Raw genomic sequence first — 22,825 nt, 5'->3', positions numbered from 1 at the left:
CATTATGATGGAAAGCGAAACATTTGATATACCTACGATCATACCACTTCTCCCTGTGAGAGATATGGTCATGTATCCTTCAGTTATTCTCCCACTGTTTGTGGGGAGAGACATGTCTATCAACGCCGTGGAAAAATCTTTATCCAAGGACAGGTTGATCCTTGTAGCCGCGCAAAAGGATTTGACCGACGAAGACCCACTGCCGGAAAGGATATACTCCGTGGGTGTGGTCTCACAGATCATGAGGATGCTGAGACTCCCCGACGGGAGGGTAAAGGTTCTTATTCAGGGATTAAAAAAGGCCACTGTCAAGGAATATGTCCAGGAAACCCCTACTTTTTTAGTCAGGATAGAACCCATTGAGGAGCCTATCATCACCGAGATTACCCTCGAAATCGAAGCACTTATGCGTTATGTGAAGGAAGAGATGGAGAAGGTTGTTTCAATGGGCAGAATGGTACCCCCTGATATACTCATGGTTCTCGACACCATTGATGAGCCGGGAAAACTTGCCGACATTGCAGCCGCCAACCTCGGGATTGCAGTCGATAAGGCCCAGGAAATCCTCGAAATAATAGACCCGATTTTACGCCTGAGAAAGCTCTCGGAAATCCTCGGGAAAGAGATAGAACTCCTGAATATGCAGGCCAAGATACTCTCACAGGCAAAAGACGAGATGACAAAGAGCCAGAGGGATTATTTCCTGAGAGAGCAGATGAAGGCAATCAAAAACGAGCTCGGAGAAAGCGACGAGAGGACTGAAGAGATAGAAGACCTGCAGAAACGGATAAAAAAGGCGAAGATGCCCAAAGACGTTGAAAAAGAGGCAAAGAAACAGCTCGACCGGCTCGACATGATGCACCCTGACGCCATGGAATCCTCCATGATAAGGACGTATGTCGAATGGCTTGTAGAGCTTCCATGGAGCATATCAACAAAAGACAACATTGATATAAAACCGGCGAAGAAAGTGCTCGACGAAGATCATTATGACCTTGAAAAGGTAAAGGAGAGGATCCTTGAGTTCTTAAGCGTCTTGAAGCTGAAAGGAGAAATAAAAGGACCCATTCTCTGTTTTGTGGGACCTCCCGGTGTGGGAAAGACATCTCTCGGAAAATCGATTGCCAGGGCGGTAGGGCGAAAATTCACGAGAATCTCTCTGGGTGGCGTTAGAGATGAGGCTGAGATAAGGGGCCACAGGAGGACATACGTGGGCTCCATGCCGGGAAGAATAATCCAGAGCATCAAACAGGCCGGCGCAAACAATCCTGTGTTCATGATGGACGAGATTGACAAGCTTGGTAACGACTTCAGGGGAGACCCTGCAAGCGCCCTGCTTGAAGTACTCGACCCTGAGCAGAACAATTCATTCAGCGACCACTACCTTAACCTACCCTTTGACCTCTCGAAGGTCATGTTCATCACAACGGCAAACAGGATTGATACCATACCCTCTGCCCTGAAAGACAGGATGGAGGTCATAGATATAGCGGGGTATACGGAGAAGGAAAAGCTTGTTATCGCTAAAAAATACCTTATTCCGAAACAGCTCAATGAGAATGGACTGAAGGAAAAGAACCTCGCATTTGCAGACCACGGCATTGCAAAAATCATACTGGACTATACGCGTGAAGCCGGCTTGCGAAGTCTTGAAAGGAAGATTGCCGCCATCGGAAGAAAAGCAGCACGAAAAATTGCAGAAGGTGATAAACGAAAAATTGTGGTGACAACTAAAAACCTCCATACATTCTTAGGACCCTCAAAATATCTTCCTGAAAGCGATTCAGAACTCGATTCTATCGGTGTAGTGAGTGGCCTTGCATGGACAGAATTCGGCGGTGATGTCCTCTACATCGAGGCATCATGCAGAAAAGGGAAAAAAGACCTGACCCTCACCGGCAACATGGGTGACGTAATGAAGGAATCCGTACAGGCAGCCCTGACCTACATCAAATCCAAAGCTGAAGCGCTCGGCATCAACGGAGATATCTTCGATACGCTTGAGATGCACGTGCACACCCCTCAGGGGGCAATTCCTAAAGATGGTCCATCGGCAGGTATCACCATGGCCGTTGCCATGATAAGCGCCATTACAAAAAGGCATGTGAACAGAAAGATTGCCATGACAGGAGAGATTACCCTCACCGGAAGGGTTTTACCCATAGGCGGCCTGAAAGAGAAAACGCTCGCCGCCCTCCGGGCACGAATAGAGACAATCATTCTACCCGATGAAAATATGGGAGAACTCGTTGAAATACCCGGATATGTGAAGAAAAAAATCAAGTTCGTGCCTGTGAAAAATATGGATGAAGTGGTAAAGGCTATTTTCGGAGAAAAATAAAACCGATCCATGATGCTGGTTAAAAATAGTTTAATTGGTTGAACAAACAGGACATATTTTATGATCAGGGAAGCTTCATTCTATGAAAAACTTGACGACAATAAGGTACATTGTCATCTCTGCCGGCATAACTGCCTAATCGCCGAAAGTAAGCGTGGTATATGCAGTGTCAGAGAAAACAGGAGTGGCATCCTCTATTCTCTGGTTTATGGGATGCCCTGTTCCTATCATGTAGACCCCATTGAAAAAAAGCCTTTCTTCCATTTTTACCCCGGTTCTAAGGCCTTTTCCATTGCCACAGCGGGATGCAATTTTAGGTGCCTCCATTGCCAGAACTATGAAATCTCCCAGATGCCAATGGACAATACACAGATCGTCGGACAAAAAATGTCCCCACAAGAGGTGGTGGAGCTGGCGCAGAGGTCAGGATGCAAAAGCATATCCTATACCTACACCGAACCAACAATATTTTATGAATATGCCTTTGATATTGCTAAACTCGCCAAAGAAAAAGGGATTGCCAACAATTTTGTAACAAATGGCTATATTCAAGATGAGCCGCTCACTGCAATAAAACCGTTCCTCGATGCAGCTAATATCGACCTGAAGGGTTTCAGTGAAGACTTTTACAGAAAGGTTTGTGGCGCCGACCTCTCGCGTGTCCTCGACACGATAAGGCTTTACAAGAAACTTGGTATATGGATTGAGCTTACGACACTCATCATCCCCGGCCATAACGACAGTGAGAAAGAATTGCAGGGTATAGCCAAATTCATAAAGGATGAACTCGGCGCAGAAACCCCCTGGCACGTAAGCGCCTTTTATCCCACCTATAAACTCCTCGATGTGAACAGAACATCACCTAAAGCCCTTCACAGGGCACGTCAAATTGGCATGGAAGAAGGGTTACGGTACGTCTACGAAGGGAATATCCCCGGTTCAGATGGTGAAAATACCTATTGTTATAATTGCAATAAACCTGTCATAAGGCGCTACGGATATTCGATTACCGATTATAACATTAAGGATGGCGCCTGCACTTTCTGCGGGGCAACAATTGGCGGGATCGGGCTCTAATAACCTTTACCCTCCCCTAAAGCCTTAAGAATTAAAACAATATACCGCACATTTCTTTCCTTTGACAAGACATGTGGCATATATGGTATTTATGTTTTGCTTGTGCCGTGGGAGTAACGCAAAACGATGTTTATCATGGTGGAATATGGATGATCAGAAGAAAAAATACAGATGGATAGTGTTCAGTGCCTGCCTCGCCGCATTTATTACTATGCTCGACTCTTATATCGTGAATATTGCCCTGCCCACAATATCCAATGATTACCACGTGGGAACCGGCACGGTCTCTGGTGTTTCCCTGTACTACCTCCTCTTTTTGACGGCCACATTGCCTCTCTTTGGCAAGCTGGCCGACCGCATGGGTCTTAAGCGTATATTCCTCATAGGCTATGCGATCTTTACCATCGCCTCACTCCTCTGCGGCTATTCCCTCAATATAGAGATGCTCTTCATCTCAAGAGGTCTCCAGGGCATCGGAGGGGCCATGCTGACCATATGCGTCTATGCCCTTATCCCTGCCTTTATTCCCGAGCACCTGCGCGGTTGGGCCTTTGGCCTCATGGCCTCTTCCGCTGCCCTCGGCATTACCCTTGGCGCACCTCTGGGCGGTATTATAACGGGATTTGTCTCATGGCCCTGGATATTTCGCATCAATCTTCCCATCGGCATTGCGGCAATCTGGATTGCCATCAAAATGTTGCCTGAAAACAGACCTTCCCATGCCAAGCCCGGAGGAAGCCTGGATTTAACAGGGGTGATCCTCTCATTTCTCATCATAAGCGGGTTCCTCTTTGCCTTGAACAAAGGTAGTGAGTTCGGGTGGATGTCGCCCGCTATTATCGGTAGTTTTATTGGCGCTTCCATTCTTCTTATCCTCTTTCTCCGCCACGAAGCCAGACAGAAGGAACCCCTTATCGATTTCCGGCTCTATCGGATCAAGTCCTTCCTTTACTCCAACCTGTCTGCCATGATGGCCTTCATGTTTATGGCAGGAAGCTCCTTCCTCTTGCCTTTCTACCTCCAGACCGCACGGGGTCTCACCCCGCAGGCAGCCGGTCTCATGATCCTCTTCTATTCCCTCGTCTACATGTCTATGGGTCCTGTTTCAGGCAGACTGTCTGACAAAATGTCGGCTAGGACGCTTTGTATGATTGCCATGGCGGCAGGCTCCGGTGCAGCCTTCTTTTTCTCATTTCTGCTCGGCCGGGACAGCTTCGTTCCTGTGGTAATCTATCTTAGTACCCTGGGAGTAACCTTCGGACTCTTTATATCGCCGAATAACAGGTCGCTCATGGGAGACATCCCTCAGGAACATCACGGTGTTGCCTCTGCACTTTACAGCACTTTTAGTCGCCTCAGCATAACATTTGGCGTCTGTATTTTCGAAACGATTTTCTCCCTGTTTTTGCCGGAAACCGGGAGCGGTCCCCTGAGTAGTACTGCCAGCATATCCCAGTTGATGACAGGCTTCCGGGTCTGTTTTTTTATCGGAGGATGGGTTTTTATGGCAGGGCTATTTTTCTCCTCCCGTTATCCTGTAATCGCCAAACCTGCCAATGCCGGAAAGGATGGGGAACATATCTGATTCGAGTCCTTCGGGGGAAAAAACATCAACGCTACCCTATCCCGAAGAGCACCTCATGATGAATAGCGAAGGTCTGTAACCGCTTCTCCAGAACTGTTACGCCTATACCAACTCCCGGGGGAACGGCAATGTATCCCTCTGTATCGAGCGCAGCCGATGGTTCCACGATATCCTCTCTGTAAAATCGTGCGGTCTCTGCTGTGTCGCCTGGTGCATCAAAACCCGGCAGCGTCTGAAGCTGAAGATTCACCGCCCGCCCCAGGCCCGTTTCCAACATACCACCGGACCAGACGGATCCGCCTGCCTTTGTCACGTATTCGGCAATTGCCCGGCTGTTGACAAGCCCTCCTACCCGTCCCTGTTTGATGTTGATTATACGGCAGCTACCGAGTGCCATAGCGGTTCGGGCATCATCTATGGTCTTTATCGATTCATCCAGACAGATCGATGTACTCAATTTTCTCTGAAGAAGGGAGTGTTGGTACAAATCATCGTAGGTATAGGGCTGTTCTATCATGGCAAGGTTGAAGCCGTCCATTGTCCCGATTAGCCCTTCATCTGACGGCGTGTAATTTGCGTTTGCGTCAACTGTGAGGGGAATATGTGGGAACCAGTCCCGCACAGCTTCCAGTATTGCGATATCCATTCCTTTTTTGATTTTCAGCTTGACCCGATGATACCTTTTCGTCAGGGCATCTTCAATGGTCCTGATAAGTGCGGGAATATCTTTGGCTATTCCAATACTGATACCTGATGGGATTCTCGTCTTTTTTTCTCCACCCAGGAGGACGGAGAGGGATATACCCTTCTGTCTGGCCAGCACATCAAGGAGCGCATTCTCCAGCGCGGCTTTTGCCATTAAATGGCCTCGCACCAGTTGAAAACCGGAGAAAACACCTGCCAGGGTATCAGCCTTAGCAAGAGATGGGGCAAGGAACTCCTTAATCACGTGGAGGGCTGTTTTTGTCGTTTCGTAGTTGAAAAGCGGTGCATAGGTGGCTACACACTCACCCCAGCCGATCACTCCCCCGGCATCAACCCGGACAATGAGCGCCTCTTTCTCCTTCTGCACCCCAAAGCTTGTCTCAAAAGGAAAGTTTAGAGGTACTCTCAAGATAAAGACCTCGATCCGATCCACGCGCCCAAAAGACTCTTCCATCATAACCGCCTCCTCCTTTTCACTATCTCTAAGCACTGCTATACCCCTTCACCTTCCTTTTCTTCGTTAATCACTGTTACGCGCCCCTTTGCCTCTCGCAGCATATAATCAAGGAGTTCGCGCGAAAAAGGCGAGTAGATAGTAATGTTGTCTGTTCTTAACTCTGGTATTCTGAGATACTGCAAACAGAGGGCATCGCTCTCTTCAAAGCCATGAGGCAAAACCCCTGAGAAAAAGAAACCAAGGGCCTCAAGGTTTGCCGTAGCAATGGCCACCGAGGGATGACCAAGGGGCAACTCGGCGAGAACAAGTTCTATGCCCTGATCATGGAAAAGGCGCAGGAGGTTCCGCATCTCCCGGGAAAGGTCCCTGCCGGGAGCCCTGATATGTACATAGGCCCTGGCGCCATTCTGGTTTACCTTAAAGTCGAAGACCGTTCTTTCGTTGTTATAGTCCTGATCTACCGGCTCTGAATCGCTTACCTCCACAGGGATATTCAGATTCTCATATATCCTCGTGATCATGGCGCGGTGATGGGGTGGTACAAAGATGCGTCTCATACATTCTTCATGAAAGGCACCATAAAAGATAACAACAGGAATCCTCTGGGTCACCTTCCCCTTGATACCTTCAAACTGTGTTCCTGCCGGGCTGTAGGAAAGATGGATCCCTGACTCGCGGGCGCCAAATTCGAGATTCACCTTCTGGGTATAAGGATGAACGGTTACGGTAAGCGCATAGTATCCGTCGAGACCCCACTGTGTGCCATAGTCTATGGCAGCCTGTTTCAGTCTCTTGTAAATGCCGGCGCCGCGAACAAGGGGCGACACAAAGGCCTGTCCTGACTCTGCAATTCTCCGGTTCTGCCCCATCATAAGGGCAATATGACCAATGACAGACCCGTCGGCCAGGACGGCCACAATGCTCCGAATCTCACCAGAACGATTCACCCTGATGAGTTGCTCGGGTATATAGAGAAAATCCCTGAGATAGGAGTACCGGTATGCCTGGTATACACAACGCGCCACCTGAGGGGCATCCTCGTCTAAGAAAGGACGGATTACCATATCCTTATCAGTAATATGCATCGGCTCCTGGCCCGTTTGGACAGGCTCGGCCGTATACCCGATCCCTTCGCGGGGAAGATGAAAAAGAAACTCGAAGGCCTTGCCTTCCTTGCCCAGGTTCAGATACCGGAAGCCGTCGCAATAGGTTTTCATGAGGTAGGTGCCGAGGCCCTTAGAGTCCGGGTTTAAGGGATCGTATTGAGGAAGGTCGAAGCTGTCCATGGGCATACCTTTATCCTGTACCCGGAAGACAAGGGCGTCCCCCTCGAGGGAGGCCGAAACATAATAATAGGCTTCCTCGTTGGGACTGTATGCATGACGAAGCACATTCGACGCAGCTTCCTCGACAACCAGCTCCATCCCTCCCGTGGTCTTCTCAGGGAAACGAAACTCCTCGCCTGCTGCACGCGCAGCCGCCCTGGCAACCCTAAGCAAATTAACGCGGTTTGGCAGTCTCAAACGAAAAAGTTCCATAGCATTACCCCCATTATATATCTCATTTTGTGAGAGAGTTACGATCTCTTTAAAGATTACTTATACCATGACCTCGATGGGAAAGCTATGAAGATGAGGCGGGATGGAATAGGCACAACGAGAATGCGTGGACATCCTTTATCTCTTCAAGCCGCAGATAATTTATGTAACATGGATAAAGACTGTTTGAATCTCATCAAAAAGTTTCAAAAGTGAAATCTCTCTATGCAAGGTCTGTATTGACTTTCCGGTGATTTCTACCATTGCTCCAACCGTTGGAGCAACTTCCTCTGGCAGGTCTTCGGGCCTCCTATCATAAGCCACCAAATCGCTCGTAGGGCTACCCACATCGTACCCCTTTGCCTGCCTGTGCCTGCGTTGTGGCAGACAGGTTACAAATTGCCCCAAAAACAGCACTTTAAGCCAATATTATTATTAGGTTTTTTCAACTCAAAACTCAACACTCAAAACTCAAAACAGCTTTTACGGCTTGGTCCGACCCCAATTTACGTTATCAATTTTCTTATAGTCGGTTCATCCCCGCACCTGCGGGGAACGTATTTCAAGGTGATTTTCCACGCGCTGATTTGTTAATATGGTATGGCAAAACGGGTAGATTGGGGTCGGACCAAACCCCAGTGAAATAGAGTAGCAAATGCATTACACGGGGTAAACCAAGTTTTATAAGCAGTGTTGAGTTTTGACGGCCTGTGCCCAAACAACCACCGGGTACGTTTGAGATAGCAAGCCGGAAGAACTTTTTGCGAGTCGCGACTTCGAGCATACCTTGGGGGCCACCCGTGATCGTACCTCCACGGGTGGCCGGCTGAAGGTAGTGCCTGAGGCCGGTGCCGCGTCTGGGACGGCCTGATTTGTTCTAAGCCGGGTACCCCCCGCTTGCGGGTGGACAAGTCAGAAGATTGAGCGGAAGTGAACTCACAGCAGGGTAAAGCACGCACAGGAAGCAGGGAGGGAAGCAGTGTTCCGGCGTACAATTGACTTGGGCAACAGGCAAAAATGTTTTGTATTCCTTAAAATCGCGTTTCGGTTTATAATTCAGTATGATGAAGAGGGTTATTGTAATCGGGGCCGGGCTTGCCGGGATGGTCGCAGCCATAGCAGCCCACGAAGAAGGGGCTCAAGTCATTTTGACTGACAGGGGTTCCATTGGCCTCGGGACAAATACAGCCTTAGCCGGCGGTGTTTTTACCGGGCCCACGGGAGGCTATGACACCGAAGCATACATAAAGGATACGATCCGGATTGGGAGAATGATTAACAATACGTCCATGGTAAAACTCATTGCAGAAAGGGCTTCGGACGCCTTCGATTTCCTCCGTTCTTCCGGGCTTCCCATGATGGATTTCCACAGCATCACGGCTGTGAGAACGCCACACCTCGATCATATTCCAGGACTTCTGCTTGTAAAAAATATGGCTGAGAAGGTAAGGAAACTCGACAGAGTTACAATATTCCCCGGGTTTTATGTCACGGATATTATCAAAGACGGCAACAGGGCATGCGGTGTAGAAGGCTTCAACAAAAAGGGAGAGGAGGTAACCCTTTTCGCTGAAGCCGTTATAATTGCTGCCGGTGGGGCAGGGGCGATCTATCTCGTTAATGACAACCAGAAAAATACCATGGGACAGGGTTACCGGCTTGCAGCAAAGGCAGGCCTTGAACTCTTTGACATGGAGTTTGTCCAGTTCTACCCTCTCGTGCTGGCTGATAAACACCTGCCATCAATGATTCTCTACCCTCCATTCCCCGAGGAAGTGCGCCTTCTTGATTCCTCGGGAGAGGACATTCTGAAAAAACATTCCCTCGGCAGTTTGAACGAAGCCATCCATACAAAAAGAGATCTGTTTTCCATCCTCCTCTTTGAAGAAGCTTCCATGGGGGGCGTATATGCGGACTTCAGTGATATACCTTTATCGCTTTGGGATGAATACCCCCAGACTCTCCTTGCAAAATTAAAATTCCCTGTTCGTACAAAACCTGTTCCCATCTCCCCTGCAGCCCACTTTTTCATGGGTGGAGTAAAAATTGATGAGGGTGCCAGGACAACAATCACCGGTCTTTTTGCCTGCGGAGAGGTTGCATGGGGGCTCCACGGGGCAAACAGAAGAGGCGGCAATGCCCTCACGGAATGCCTTGTCATGGGAAAAATTGCGGGACAGAACGCCGCACAATTATCTGAAAGTAAGGTTGCCATGTGCAAGGGAAAACCTGATGCAACAGCCATAGGAAAAAATGATATTTACAACGACAATGCTCACTCCCCCAACAAGACATCCCTCATGGAACTCCGCCGTAATATCAGAGAAATTGCCTGGAACAATGCAGGGGTTGTAAGATCTGAAAATAGCTTGAAAGAGGGATTGGCAGCCGTTGAAAAGATCAATGTACAGCTTTACGCAACTGTTCCACGCAATGTCCCTGAAATGAGGCTGAAAGAAGATCTTCTGAGCGCCTCTTTTGTCCTCAAAACAATACTCATTGCAAGCCTCGGCCGTAAGGAAAGCCGCGGCAGTTTTCAGCGTAAAGATTTCCCGTATGAAGACAATTTAAACTGGCAAAAAAATTCATGTCTCTCTTATGACCCTGAACGGGAACATTTTTCCTTACGTTATGTCTAAACACTCTTTAAATGTTCGCAGGCTAAAACCTGTGCCTACCTTCCTTATGCTCTTCGCTCTCTGCTCAATCATATTGTGAATTTTTTCATAAAGTTCATTGACATTCCCGAAAAAAGTGGTTTACAATAAACAATCCTTAAGCTTAGCATCGTATATGGCAAAGTGTATATGACAACGTATGGTTAAGCTGAGTTTTAATAGTTATAAACAAAATTTTTAAGGAGGTTATAGATGAGTAAACGCAATATGTTTTTTTCGTTGTTTCTTTTTGCTGCCATGCTGTTAATGACAGCACCACTCGCCCTTGCCGGCGAAGCAGACATCGTGCTGCCGGATCTCTCCCAGGTATCCTTTAATATCTTCGGTGGGTTGAGCGGTCTGTCCATCATGTATTTCGGTATTCTTATCTGTTTTGTCGGTCTTATCTTCTCGATCGTCCAGGCGAATCAGACAAAGAACCTCCCTGCCCACAGGGCCATGCTGGAGGTATCAGAGATCATCTGGCAAACCTGTAAGTCCTACCTTGCACAGCAGGGTAAGTTCCTGGTCATTCTCTGGGTCCTCATCGCAATATGTATGGTTTACTACTTTATGGGACTTTCACATGCGCCATTCGGCAATATGGTCATCATCCTCCTGGCCTCCGTTCTCGGTATACTCGGCTCATACGGTGTGGCATGGTTCGGCATGAGGATCAATACATGGGCCAACTCCAGGACAGCCTTTTCATCCCTGCGCGGCAGGCCCGTTGACGTCGTTACTATTCCCCTTAACTCCGGAATGAGCGTGGGACTCCTCCTTGTAAGCGTGGAGCTTTTCTTCATGATCTGCATCCTTGTGTTTCTTCCGAAAGACCTTATCGGTCCGAGTTTCATCGGTTTTGCCATCGGTGAGTCTCTGGGTGCAAGCGCCTTGAGAATCGCAGGCGGTATCTTCACGAAGATTGCCGACATCGGCTCCGATCTCATGAAGATCGTCTTCAAGCTTCCCGAAGACGACCCGAAAAACCCCGGTGTTATCGCCGACTGTACCGGTGACAACGCAGGCGACAGCGTCGGCCCCACCGCAGACGGTTTCGAGACATACGGCGTTACCGGTGTTGCCTTAATCGCCTTCCTCGCCCTTGCCTTAGCAGCAAATCCAAGCATGTCGGGAACCCTGATCATCTGGATATTCGCAATGCGTATTCTTATGATCATTACCTCTCTTGTTTCATATTTCATCAATAAAGGCATCACCTCTTCCCTTTATGGCACAAAGACAAAATTTGATTTTGAACAGCCCCTTACCAATCTCGTATGGATCACCTCGGCAGTCTCAATCATTGTTACCTTCTGGGCAAGCTATATGCTCCTTGGTGACATGGACGCCAAGTATCCCGGCCTGTGGTGGGCGCTTTCCATCATCATCTCCTGCGGCACCATTGCCGGCGCATTGATCCCTGAGTTTACCAAGGTCTTCACAAGCACCAAATCGCGTCACGTGCAGGAGTGCGTCAGTGCGGCACGCCATGGCGGTGCATCACTGAATATCCTCTCCGGTTTTGTTGCCGGTAACTTCTCCGCTTTCTGGGAAGGCTTGACAATCCTCACTCTCATGTTCATCGCCTACCTTGTTTCCCAGCATCCCTCAATTATGGCAGTCATGCCTGCGAAATTCACATTTGCGGCTCCAGTATTTGCCTTCGGCCTTGTGGCCTTCGGTTTCCTCGGCATGGGTCCTGTAACAATCGCCGTTGACAGTTACGGTCCCGTAGCAGACAACGCCCAGTCAGTGTATGAGCTTTCCAGAATTGAAAGCGTTCCTAACATTGCAGCAGAGATCAAGGGTCAGTTCGGCTTTGAGCCCAACTTCGATACAGCCAAAGATTACCTCGAAGAAGCTGACGGGGCAGGCAACACCTTCAAGGCAACGGCAAAACCGGTGCTTATCGGTACAGCCGTCGTCGGTGCAACTACAATGGTCTTCGGCATCATCATCCTTCTTGAGAACATGTTCGGAGATGTTGTTGCCAAGCTGAGTCTCGTGCAGCCCCAGATCATCCTCGGTCTTCTCATGGGTGGCGCTGTTATCTACTGGTTTACCGGCGCAGCGACCCAGGCAGTTACAACCGGTGCTTACAGGGCTGTCGTATTCATCAAGAAAAATATCAACCTCGACAAGGAAGAGGCCTCCATCGAGGACAGCAAGGAAGTCGTAAAGATTTGTACCCAGTACGCCCAGAAAGGCATGCTGAATATCTTCATCGTGGTCTTCTTCATGGCCCTTGCATTGTCCTTCTTCAACCCTTACTTCTTCATCGGCTATCTCGTTGGAATCGCCTTTTTCGGGCTCTTCCAGGCCATCTTTATGGCAAACGCCGGTGGTGCCTGGGATAACGCCAAGAAGATCGTCGAAGTTGATCTGAAAGAGAAGGGGACCCCGCTCCACGAAGCAACCGTTATCGGTGATACAGTTGGCGACCCCTTTAAAGATACATCGTCTGTCTCTATGAACCCCGTTATCAAGTTCACGACCCTTTTCGGGCTTCTCGCGACAGAAATAGCCGTAACTATTCAGTCTCAGACGCTAAAAACATCGCTCGGCGCCATCTTCTTCATCGTGGCACTCGTCTTCATATATCGCTCATTCTACAGCATGAGGATCGGCGACGAAACGCTTGAGTAGTTTATAGACAAACAGCAAAAAAGCCCCGTGTTCCCACGGGGCTTTTTTATTATATTTTCAAAATCCTTAATTTTTTGAAATTTAAGCCGATAACATATTTACAGTTCTCTTTGTAACTGTAAATATGGGGGGTTATCCATGAAAGTTGGGGAAATACTTTTTAAACAGGGTTTTGTCGAAGAAGTATCCATCGTAAATGCCTTAGCAATCCAAAATGCAAACAATAAAAACATCGGGGAAATACTTATCGATATCGGTGCAATACAAAAAAACACCCTTCACGAGGCGTTATCATTTCAGAAAGCTCTTGAGATGGACAGGTATGAAAACAAAGTAAATTTTCTTGAAAATAATATGCCTTTTAATCTTCTTGCAAGGGCTGACCTTGAAGAGGTTGCAGAAAGCATGGAATGGGAATCTTTTTTACCTAAAAAGATTATATTCTCACAGGATAAAGGGTCTGACAAATTTATTGTAGTGAAAAGCGGCCTCGTAAAGGCTTGCATGGAGGAAAATAGCAAAGAGATTATTATAGGGTTTCTCGGTGAAGGTGAATGTTTTGGTGAGATGCCTATGCTCTCCGATTCTCCAAGGACTCCAAAGTACGAAGTGATAGAGGACTCATTGTGTTTGAGCCAGAGAAGAGAGGCTTTCCTCCGTATGGTTCAAAAACATTCAATTTTTTATAATTTCTTTCACCGGTTGCTCAATTATCGAATGAGCAAGGTTTATAAGGAGTTTCTTGTTTCGAATACGAGCACTGTAAATGTGGAGTCCACCCTGTATAAAAAACAGGTGAAAGATATGCTTCCTTCAGCTCAAATATTCTGTAGCCATAAAGCAACAACGAAAGAGGCCGCCAGAGAACTCCTGGATAATGGGTTAGAAACGATCATAGTAACCGACGATTCGACTGCTACAAAAGGCATTCTTGGTTATAGAGATATTGTCAAAGCGGTTTTACTGGAAGGAAAGGACCCCCAGCAACCGATAGAGACAATAATGGAAAAACAATACAAAACAATCGATGCAGAAAGCTTCCTTTATGATGCCATTCACGAAATGGTTAAGCACAAAACCAATCAACTCATCGTACTGGACAAAGGAAAAACGGTGGGATTACTTACCACATTTGATATCCTGAAGCATAAAGGCATTGAGGTTTTGTCTTTGTTGAAAAATATTGATGAGGCGCCAAGCATCTCCGAATTGGACGCAGTACGGTCCGGGGTGGAAAAGGTATTGGCTATTTTAATGGCTGATGGCGCTCTTGCATCGCACGTGTGTAAAATTATAAGTGAATTTAATGATAAGATTGTAAAAAGGGTAATCGCTTTAGTCGAAAAAGATCTCGGTTATCCCCCGTCTTCATACGCATGGTTAGGATTGGGCAGCGAAGGGAGAAAAGAACAAACACTGCTCACAGATCAGGACAATGCGATAATCTATCTCGATTCTCCCTCCGGGGACACCGAAGAATATTTTAAAACATTTTCCCATCAAGTAACAGATGCGTTAAACAAGTGCGGTTTCCCTTTATGCAAGGGTAACGTTATGGCAACAAACCCCAAATATTCCGGGAGTATAATACAGTGGAAGAAAAGGACGGCAGAATGGATACTCTCAAGGTCACTCTCAGAGAACGAGATTATTGATATATTCGTCTTTTTTGATTTCAGAACGATATATGGAAACAAATTTCTTGAATTTGAGCTGAAATCGCATATGATGAAGTTAATCAAAGAAAATCAGCTATTCCTGAAGTTGCTGGCCCAGGTAATTACCTCTATTCCTATGCCATTGGGGTTTTTTAAGAATTTTATTGTAGAAAAAAACGGTAAATATAAAAATACGCTCAATATAAAAAATTATGGGCTCCTCCCCCTGAATACATGTGTAAAGATGCTTGCATTTCAGCAAGGCATCTTTGAGACGAATACATTAGAGAGGATAAAAAAACTGAACAAGGATACAATAATAAAAACCGATCTGGCGGAATTTTTAGAACAGTCTTTCGAAACCTTTCTCACCCTGAAAATCAGAAACGATTTGAACGATAGAGACCGTGGGAGAGACTTCAGCAACCGCATCGATCCGGCAACGCTTACCGCAAGACAAAAACAATTGCTGAAAGAGGCGTTCCTCGCTGTTTCTCAACTGCAAAAAATAACGCAAGAATTCCTTAAGGTTGAAAACCAGAATTTTTATAATTAACAACACTCATTGGCTTCTCTGGCTACATACCCTTATTTTTTTGTCTGTAGACCTTTTCCGTTGGGAGTGCCCGCGGGCACATGACAATCTCTTTTTTTATCGTTGACAACTAAAAAGTCTTTCTATAACATTGCGTTATTAGGTGTTAGACGGAAAAAAAGATATGGCAAAGGGAATCGAAAAAAATTGGTTTAACGAAATATCGTTAAAAAATAAGAACCTTCATTACAAGCTGTATCTAATTGTTGGTCTTTTCTTTGTTTTTCCGGTTTTTGGCATTCTTTTCTATGCCATTAAACACGATTTTCTCAATGACGAATCATTACGCATATTTTTAGTTGCCTTCCTTGTATTCTCTTTACTCGGTATCATAATGCTCCGCCGTATATTTCAAGCAGTGGCAAATATTTCAAAAAAAATCTCGGAAAGGATTGTCGAGGAAATCTCAGATTTTCAGCCTGAGAACGGCATCGATGAATTGACGAATATCATTCAGTCTTTTAATGCCATCGAACATCAGTTTAAGGTTACCTTTGAGCAACTCGAAAAGAACGCATCAAAAATATCAACCCTTAAAGAACTTTCAGACCTTTGTTATATAACCTACGACACAGAAGAACTCATGTATATAACATTAGAGCGCGCCTTGAAGCTGGTAAATGCCGATTTAGGTTCTGTGCTCATGCTTGAGCGGCCAGACCGCAAAAAATTTATCGTGCAGGCAACTATTGGACTCGGAGATCTCGTCAAAGTGGGAGACCGGATTGATTTTGAAAAGAGCATCTCAAAGTATGCAGTCATCAATAAATCCCCTCTTCTTGTTAATGATATTGAAAAAGACAGCCGTTTCGGAAGGAATAACCGCCCTCTTTACGGAACAAAATCCTTTATATGCATGCCCCTCAAAACTATTAATGATATTATCGGCGTTATCACGGTTTCCCGGAGAAACGACGATATGCTTTTTATGCCGGAAGATGTGGAAGTGCTCACATCTCTCTTGAGCGGCGCAGCTTTCACATATGAGAATCTTCGTCTTCTTAAGGAAAATGAGCAAAATGATGGGTTTCTAAGGCAACTGGAGAAGATTTTCAATGTCATCAACTCGAGCTTCAAGGATAGCGAGCTCATATATGCTATTCTGAATGAAATACAGGCACTGGTTCCTTTTGAAGCAGCTATTATTATGATGAAAGAGGAAACCAAACCCCATGACCTTGTGGTTTTCGATTTCTTTTCTCACAGGCCGATCAACCTGTCCAGAGGGTCTTATTACAATTACAAAGATACAGTTTTTGATAAGGTAATGAAACAGGGAGCAACCATTAACGTGAACGATACCGAAACTATGACCAATGAGATCGAAAAGGAACTCTTTCTTGGTCAGGGATATAAGTCATGTCTCCTGTCTGCCTTAAAGATACAGGGCAACGTAGAAGGGGTGCTGGTCCTTTGTACATCAAGACCGGAGGCCTTTCAAAAAACAACGGAGTTCATCGGCTTAGCGAAAGACAGTCTTTCTTTGGCAATCGAAAGGAACAAACTGTCTGTTGTTGTTGTAAAGCGTGATCAGGAGTTGGACACCCTTAAAGAGATCGGAAATACCCTTGCCATATCCACATTCGATATCGACAAAGTCCTCAATTATGCAATGGATATGATTCGTGTTGTCATGGATGTAGGGGCTGGATCGCTGTTTTTATTGCACGACAGTGAGCTTGAATTTAAGATTACCTTCGGTAACAATATCGAAGAACTGACAAAATTCAAACTTAAACTTGGGCAAGGCATCTCCGGTTATGTTGCCAGTCAGGGAAAACCGCTTATCGTGAATGACGTAACACTGTCTCCCCATTTTTTTTCTGATATTGACAAATTTACCGGATTTGAAACACGATCCGTATTGTGTGTACCCATGATCTCACAGGGAAAAGTGCTCGGTGTCATTGAGCTCATCAATAAAATCAATGGTGATTTCGGTCCGGGCGATGAACACCTCCTCCAGTCCATTGTCTCATCACTGGTTATTGCCATGGAAAATGCCCGTCTTTATCAGGAGACAATATCGATGACCGAACATGAGCGGGGGATCAGACAAATGTTTCAGAAGTTCGTCCCTATGGAGGTTGTCGATAAAATTGTTTACGGGAAGGACACAGAGAAAGCGATCATCGATGAGTTCAGAAGTCTTACCCTCCTGAACATTGATATCCGGGGATTTTCCAAACTTGCAAAAGAAATGGGACCGCAAAAAACCGTATCGATGCTTAACTACTTCTTTTCAATAATGGGTAGCACCGTGTTCAATCACCATGGCATTGTTGACAAATACCTGGGTGACGGCTTTCTTGCTATTTTTGGTGCACCAGTTTCAAGCACCATGGATGCCGATAACGCAATTGCCGCAGCCCTCGAAATGAAAAAATCCATTGAAACGGTAAGTGATCATTTTCTTCAGGAACTGGGGGCTCCCCTCGTTATAGGGATCAGTATCCATACCGGTGAGGTTGTAATTGGCAATATCGGCTTCGACAAGAAAATGGATTATACGGTGATCGGCGATTCGGTGAATACCGCTTTCAGGTTGCAAAATCTTGTTAAAACCTTACCGAACGGCATCCTTATAAGTGAAGATACCCGCCGGGCTGCACAGTCCCATCTGGATATCAATGAACTTGGCGAATATGAGATCGACTCAACAATCGGTACACTGAAAGTATACGAACTTCTGGGTCAGGAAAAATATTAGTTGCCTGCTCTGATGGAAATGATATCACCATCCCGGACAATATACTCCTTCCCTTCGAGACGCCACACCCCTGCCTTTTTACATTCCGCAAAATTACCATATTTTATAAAATCATCATAGCCAACTGTTTCAGCACGGATAAATTTATTGTAAAAATCTGTATGGATAGTCCCTGCTGCATCCTGGGCACTCATACCTCTTTTTATCGGCCATGCACGGCATTCATCTTCCCCGACCGTTAAAAAAAAGATCAAGCCCAGCGTCCGGCAGGCAAGCTGTATGATGCGGTCACGTATCGTTTCCTTAATGCCGTATTCTATCATGAAATCAGCACACTCTTCGGGTGGCATAAGCGCCAGTTCCGCTTCAAGTTTGGCGCAAGCAACAATAATGGGGATATCGCCGGGCAATAACAGTTTAATGTCTGACAGGATTGTTTCAGCTTCATCAACTGTCATTTCATCGCAATTCACCACCAACATCATAGGCTTTTGCGAGAGGAACTGGAAGCCGCGAAGCATTTTCCCCTCTCCATTTAAGGTTTGCAGGACAGATAATGGTTTTTCTTCATTAAGGTGGGCCAGGCACTTCTCAAGCATGGCCTTTTCCTGCTGGACAAGGGGGTTATCCTTTTTCCCGCTCTGCTTGTTGATGCGCTCCAGGCGTATTTCGATCTGCGCCATATCAGAAAGGATAAACTCAGTAAAAATCGTCCTGAATTCAGCTACAGGGTCAACGGGTAATCCATTATCAAAATGTCGCAGAATAAGGATAAAAGCATCACTTGTCCGCATTTTCTGGATTGCCTTAGGGCTAATCGTTTCATTCTTTACATCGCCTTCTTCTATCGTTGCTGTGTCGGATATTTCTATACGTGCGTGGACAGTCTTTTTTGGATTGAATGTTTTAGCTAACCTCTCAAGGCGCTCATCAGGTACATCAACGGTTACTATCGTATTCGGGGCAATGCCATTATCTTTTTTTATGCCGCTTAAAGCCTGAAAAAGCATTGTCTTCCCAGAACCGGCGGCTCCGATTATTGAAATGTACATTGCCACTCCTCATGGAAAATGATATCAAACGAGACCATATAATACACAAATCTGCTTTAAATTACAAGGGATTTTCATAGCAGATGCACCAAAGCCCTCCTTTTAATGAGTAGAGTTGACGCCTAAAAGGAAATGCCACCAGGGTTATCCCGAGACAATTGTAAATGTTTACGTTTTTTGAAGGTACTGACGTCTCTTTTCGGGGCTGAAACGTTCGATGGCATAGCGGAGCATGGTCCTCGGCATTTCCTTGAGATGTTTGCGCAAAAATGTTTCCTCCACCTCTTCCGAGCAGCGTTTTCCCACCTCTCTCAGCATCCAACCCGTTGCTTTATGGATAAGATCTTCCCTGTCCCGGAGCAGGATACTTGCAATGGTGAAGGTATCCTCGTATTTCCCCTCTTTGATAAAACGAAATGTGGCGATGATGGAGATACGTCTCTCCCAGAGGCTTTCCGACCGTGCAAGTTCATATAGTATCTCTTTTGGCCTTCTTTCGAGGTAAGCGCCGACAATCTTTTCGGCAGAAAGATCGACAAGGTCCCAGTTGTTGATAAATGCCGTATGCTTGAGGTAGAGCCGAAATATTTCCTCTTTTATTTGGGTATTGCCTTTTTCAAATTGTGCGATAAGGATGAAAAGAGCGATGAGCCGCTCTTCGTGAGTCTTTGATTTCAGGAGGGCGCTAACCTCCTCGAAAGCGAGATCGGCGTACTTTTTTGCAATCTTGCGTGAGTCAGGAACAACGATGCCGAGAAAGACGTCGCCCTCACCATACTGGCCAGGGGCGGTCTTGAAGAATCGCCGGAGCACCCTTGCCTTTTCCGGGTTTGCAAGAAGTTCCACATCTCTCCTGAGCGCATCGAGCATGGAAGATAGTATTGCCAGGATATGTCTTTCCAGTCAAGAGCAAACGGCCTGTTGCCCAAATATGGTATTCGCAGAAACACTGTTGTTGCTCACCGTGTTCGCAATTAAACCTTACGCTCCCTGCTTCGCTGCGCTTTTTACCGCACCCGCAAGCGGGTACCCGAGGCTCGAATTTCATGGTTTATCTCCATTGGCCTAACGCTACGCATAACCGGCAGGCAATGGAGCGTAGCGGAATTGCCAGTCCGAGTTGATGCGGTTGTTATCTGCGCAATCATCAATATTCCAAGATTTGGGCCGTTAATGAATAAAAGCAAATTGTTTTTCGTAGAACTCCCTGGCAACAGCCTGTTTTTCGGCTACATAGGAAAAAATCTCGTTGTAATTCTCAAAAAGGAGATTAATTATTCTGGTATCCAAAAGGCTACGATCAGAAAACTGTTTAATAATACGAACAATATCATCTTTGGACATCCCTTTTCTGTATGGCCGGTCTTCAGCCAGCGCCGTAAATATATCTGCGACCATCATTATCCGGGCTCCGGTACTTAGCTCGGCTGCCATGCAATGAAAGGGATATCCGGAACCGTCAAGTCTTTCATGGTGATAAGCAGCCCATTCCGTAATCTGCTTAAGTCCCCCAATGCTATTAATTATAAGATAAGTATAATACGTGTGAGATTTCATAACATACATCTCTTCTTTTGTAAGGCCTCCAGGTTTATTCAGAATACTATTGGGAATTGCCAATTTCCCTAAATCATGCAGATCTCCGGCAACTTCCATAAACCCTATTTCTACGTCCGTAAGTCCGAAAATTTTTGCTAACAAGGATGCGGCTGCGGCAACACCTGAAGAATGAGTTGAAGTAAAACGGGACCGGAAATCAATTATATTTCGAAAAAGCTCGGCTATTATAGAAATATCCGAATAGTCTATTTCTATCTTTCTGAAAGGACCTTCATTAAGTAAAATAGAATACAATCGGGGAGAAACCAGGTCCAACCAAAATTCTTCGCTATGAGATATCGAGAGGAAAAGATCCACAACTTGAGGATGCAATGAAGAGCCGGACAAAGATTCTATCTTTGAAATAATATCTTCGTGTTGATGAAGAATATAATGCTCACGATTTATTGCGCGTTCGAGATAATCGGCAAGAAATAACAACTGTGACTCAAGAACAACGGGATTTTCAATTGACTCTCCCCAGTGCTGCCACTCTTTGTGGTGAAACCTGATGATTCTTGCCGAGTCCTTTAACCAGGGTATGTTATTGAGCAAAAGCTCGCCACGAATGCAATGTTCTTCGGGATTTTCGACTTCACAATTCCGAAGGGAGATTTTTTCTTCCAATGAAAAAGCGCCGATATCATGAAGCAGCGCTGCTATAAAAAGTTTTTCTAATCTTTCATTTGAAAGGTTTGCGGCCTTCCCCATTTTCCACACGACAAGCGCTGTCCTTTGTTGATGTTGTATCAATAAAGGACTGGCCAAATCCATAGCGTCGGAAAGTGAAAGAACCAGATTCCCTAAATTAACGGTAATATTTCGTTGCATATCATTCTCCTGAAAAGATTTGTACAGCTAACATCGGGTATCACCGGGAGGCCTGCTTTATGGCCGATTGGCTGCACGCACTCGTTGGAACGTTTCTATGTCTTTCGCCTTTATCGCCATGTTCTTTCATGTCTTTGCCTTTCATTATAGCTTCTATTCCGTCTTTTGTCTTTATTCTTCTCTCGCCTTCCGAAGGGAGGAGGGAAACCAGTGATTCTATCGCCATGATACCAATTTGGATTCAAAGATAGAACGAGGCGACGAGGAGGAGGCGACGGAGGCGTACATTTCAGTACGTCGAGGAGATGACGACGAAGGCAACGAAGTTATATGAATGAAGGCGAATTGGTATGAGTCCTCTCTTTGCCCACCGGCACCCCCAAAGGTTATTTTTCATGGGGTTTCCATATTTTTATTCACAGTGAATAAAAAAAAGATCAATGCTCCAAACCAAGGCCAGCATTGGCTTTGCGGGGATTTTAAATTCAGTAGCAACGTTTGCTACCAATGTTGCGGACACGTTGTCCGCAGGTGTCAGCCATAGGAGGTCAATGACTCTCTGCCGTATCATCTGGTTCCAACATGTGGGTCAGCGAGAGGCCTGCTTTATTGGGGGAGGTACGCGATTCGCTGCATCCGGTCGTTATTTGGTCTTTGTATTTATACTTTTTTCGTATAAGAATTCTGGGTCAATGTCCAAATGGTTAACCCATTCGATACTGTCAAATTTGACTGCTACAGAAGAGAATACGGATAGATTTCGTAATTCGGCGAATTTACCAATACTCAAATAGGGGGAGACATCAAAAACCCTTTGTTCTCCATTTCCAAATTCAAGTAGCAATTTATAGTCATCTAAAGGTTTTACATTTTTTACAGGTGGATACATGTCTACCTTCCTCTATCTCAAGGGCTCGATTGGAAAAGGAAGTTCGCCTTTTGAGGCCAGTTTCCAATCTGCCAATAGCTCGTCCTTGTGGATTTCTGCCCAAGCCAGAACAAGCTTTGTTTGTCTTGGGGGTAGATTTCCTGTCGATACCTCGCAAGCAATAACATCAATGATTGCCATGAAATCCTGGTAATATGCATGAATGTGCGGAGGGTTATGCTCTCCCGGAGAACAGTACATACGGATTATGATTCCGTAAAACATAGAGATGGTCGGCATAGTGTTTTTATTATATCATTTTTGTATTCATTAACATTAAATTATTTCACATAACACAAAGATCAGCCAGAGGCCTGATTTCAGGCCGATTGGCTGCATCTACTTGATACTATTCAAGGCCTCCTCCAGACATGGTAGAATCGGTTTGAGAGGAACCAAAATACCCAATTAAGGAGGAAGCCTTATGAACTTTTACAAAGGTC

At 45.8% G+C, this 22,825-nt stretch carries 16 protein-coding genes; 7 read left to right on the top strand and 9 right to left on the bottom strand.

The features are described from left to right. The first annotated feature begins 4 nt into the window (after positions 1–4). From lon to NTX75_07665, 3 genes are all read left to right on the top strand, one after another. Complete coding sequence (gene lon, locus NTX75_07675) at positions 5–2,341, top strand: endopeptidase La (protein ID MCX5816107.1); 2,337 nt, start codon at positions 5–7, stop codon at positions 2,339–2,341. Between the two features lie 63 nt (positions 2,342–2,404). Beyond that, a complete protein-coding gene (gene amrS / locus NTX75_07670; protein MCX5816106.1) occupies positions 2,405–3,418 on the top strand; it encodes an AmmeMemoRadiSam system radical SAM enzyme in 1,014 nt (337 codons plus the stop codon). Positions 3,419–3,563: 145 nt separating this feature from the next. Then, a complete protein-coding gene (locus tag NTX75_07665; GenBank protein MCX5816105.1) occupies positions 3,564–5,003 on the top strand; it encodes an MFS transporter in 1,440 nt (479 codons plus the stop codon). 31 nt (positions 5,004–5,034) lie between these two features. Here NTX75_07665 and menC read toward each other — a convergent pair whose 3' ends face one another. The 3 genes from menC to NTX75_07650 all read right to left on the bottom strand — a co-directional run bounded on the left by menC (position 5,035) and on the right by NTX75_07650 (position 8,111). Beyond that, positions 5,035–6,198, bottom strand: coding sequence for an o-succinylbenzoate synthase (menC, locus tag NTX75_07660; GenBank protein MCX5816104.1), 1,164 nt, complete (start codon positions 6,196–6,198; stop codon positions 5,035–5,037). Positions 6,199–6,200: 2 nt separating this feature from the next. Next, positions 6,201–7,703 carry an ATP-binding protein gene (locus tag NTX75_07655; GenBank protein MCX5816103.1) on the bottom strand — a complete coding sequence of 501 codons (1,503 nt, stop codon included), beginning with the start codon at positions 7,701–7,703 and terminating at the stop codon, positions 6,201–6,203. Between the two features lie 162 nt (positions 7,704–7,865). Beyond that, entirely contained in the window at positions 7,866–8,111 is a 246-nt protein-coding gene (locus NTX75_07650) for a hypothetical protein (protein MCX5816102.1), read from the bottom strand. A 653-nt stretch (positions 8,112–8,764) separates the two neighbouring features. On the opposite strand from NTX75_07650, the gene NTX75_07645 reads away from it, so the two are divergent. From NTX75_07645 to NTX75_07630, 4 genes are all read left to right on the top strand, one after another. Then, on the top strand, positions 8,765–10,342 hold the full coding sequence (locus NTX75_07645) for an FAD-binding protein (protein ID MCX5816101.1): 1,578 nt from the start codon (positions 8,765–8,767) through the stop codon (positions 10,340–10,342). A 246-nt stretch (positions 10,343–10,588) separates the two neighbouring features. After that, a complete protein-coding gene (locus NTX75_07640) occupies positions 10,589–13,009 on the top strand; it encodes a sodium-translocating pyrophosphatase (protein ID MCX5816100.1) in 2,421 nt (806 codons plus the stop codon). A 138-nt stretch (positions 13,010–13,147) separates the two neighbouring features. Then, the gene (locus tag NTX75_07635) at positions 13,148–15,223 is read left to right on the top strand and encodes a DUF294 nucleotidyltransferase-like domain-containing protein (protein MCX5816099.1); all 2,076 of its coding nucleotides are present in this window, start codon (positions 13,148–13,150) and stop codon (positions 15,221–15,223) included. 163 nt (positions 15,224–15,386) lie between these two features. After that, a complete protein-coding gene (locus NTX75_07630; protein ID MCX5816098.1) occupies positions 15,387–17,972 on the top strand; it encodes a GAF domain-containing protein in 2,586 nt (861 codons plus the stop codon). On the opposite strand, the gene NTX75_07625 is transcribed toward NTX75_07630, so the two are convergent. The 6 genes from NTX75_07625 to NTX75_07600 form a co-directional block, all read right to left on the bottom strand. After that, a complete protein-coding gene (locus NTX75_07625) occupies positions 17,969–19,024 on the bottom strand; it encodes a DUF933 domain-containing protein (protein ID MCX5816097.1) in 1,056 nt (351 codons plus the stop codon). The genes NTX75_07630 and NTX75_07625 overlap by 4 nt on opposite strands. Before the next feature lie 168 nt (positions 19,025–19,192). Beyond that, positions 19,193–19,894, bottom strand: coding sequence for a DNA alkylation repair protein (locus NTX75_07620; GenBank protein MCX5816096.1), 702 nt, complete (start codon positions 19,892–19,894; stop codon positions 19,193–19,195). 300 nt (positions 19,895–20,194) lie between these two features. Further along, positions 20,195–21,454 carry an HD domain-containing protein gene (locus NTX75_07615; protein ID MCX5816095.1) on the bottom strand — a complete coding sequence of 420 codons (1,260 nt, stop codon included), beginning with the start codon at positions 21,452–21,454 and terminating at the stop codon, positions 20,195–20,197. 40 nt (positions 21,455–21,494) lie between these two features. Continuing rightward, positions 21,495–21,680 carry a hypothetical protein gene (locus NTX75_07610; GenBank protein MCX5816094.1) on the bottom strand — a complete coding sequence of 62 codons (186 nt, stop codon included), beginning with the start codon at positions 21,678–21,680 and terminating at the stop codon, positions 21,495–21,497. 417 nt (positions 21,681–22,097) lie between these two features. Beyond that, the gene (locus NTX75_07605; GenBank protein MCX5816093.1) at positions 22,098–22,343 is read right to left on the bottom strand and encodes a DUF2442 domain-containing protein; all 246 of its coding nucleotides are present in this window, start codon (positions 22,341–22,343) and stop codon (positions 22,098–22,100) included. A 12-nt stretch (positions 22,344–22,355) separates the two neighbouring features. Continuing rightward, positions 22,356–22,622, bottom strand: a complete 267-nt coding sequence (locus NTX75_07600) for a DUF4160 domain-containing protein (GenBank protein ID MCX5816092.1) — start codon at positions 22,620–22,622, stop codon at positions 22,356–22,358. Positions 22,623–22,825: the final 203 nt, after the last annotated feature.

This window comes from Pseudomonadota bacterium (assembly GCA_026388315.1).
Classification (GTDB): domain Bacteria; phylum Desulfobacterota; class Syntrophorhabdia; order Syntrophorhabdales; family Syntrophorhabdaceae; genus MWEV01.
This window is presented reverse-complemented; position numbering and strand designations above follow the sequence as displayed.

Coding starts and splice junctions, on each gene's coding strand:
- lon (MCX5816107.1), top strand. CDS start 5: ATGATGGAAAGCGAAACATTTGATATACCTACGATCATACCACTTCTC.
- NTX75_07665 (MCX5816105.1), top strand. CDS start 3,564: ATGGATGATCAGAAGAAAAAATACAGATGGATAGTGTTCAGTGCCTGC.
- NTX75_07655 (MCX5816103.1), bottom strand. CDS start 7,703: ATGGAACTTTTTCGTTTGAGACTGCCAAACCGCGTTAATTTGCTTAGG.
- NTX75_07645 (MCX5816101.1), top strand. CDS start 8,765: ATGATGAAGAGGGTTATTGTAATCGGGGCCGGGCTTGCCGGGATGGTC.
- NTX75_07640 (MCX5816100.1), top strand. CDS start 10,589: ATGTTTTTTTCGTTGTTTCTTTTTGCTGCCATGCTGTTAATGACAGCA.
- NTX75_07635 (MCX5816099.1), top strand. CDS start 13,148: ATGAAAGTTGGGGAAATACTTTTTAAACAGGGTTTTGTCGAAGAAGTA.
- NTX75_07630 (MCX5816098.1), top strand. CDS start 15,387: ATGGCAAAGGGAATCGAAAAAAATTGGTTTAACGAAATATCGTTAAAA.
- NTX75_07625 (MCX5816097.1), bottom strand. CDS start 19,024: ATGTACATTTCAATAATCGGAGCCGCCGGTTCTGGGAAGACAATGCTT.
- NTX75_07620 (MCX5816096.1), bottom strand. CDS start 19,894: ATGCTCGATGCGCTCAGGAGAGATGTGGAACTTCTTGCAAACCCGGAA.
- NTX75_07615 (MCX5816095.1), bottom strand. CDS start 21,454: ATGCAACGAAATATTACCGTTAATTTAGGGAATCTGGTTCTTTCACTT.
- NTX75_07610 (MCX5816094.1), bottom strand. CDS start 21,680: ATGGCGATAGAATCACTGGTTTCCCTCCTCCCTTCGGAAGGCGAGAGA.
- NTX75_07605 (MCX5816093.1), bottom strand. CDS start 22,343: ATGTATCCACCTGTAAAAAATGTAAAACCTTTAGATGACTATAAATTG.
- NTX75_07600 (MCX5816092.1), bottom strand. CDS start 22,622: ATGCCGACCATCTCTATGTTTTACGGAATCATAATCCGTATGTACTGT.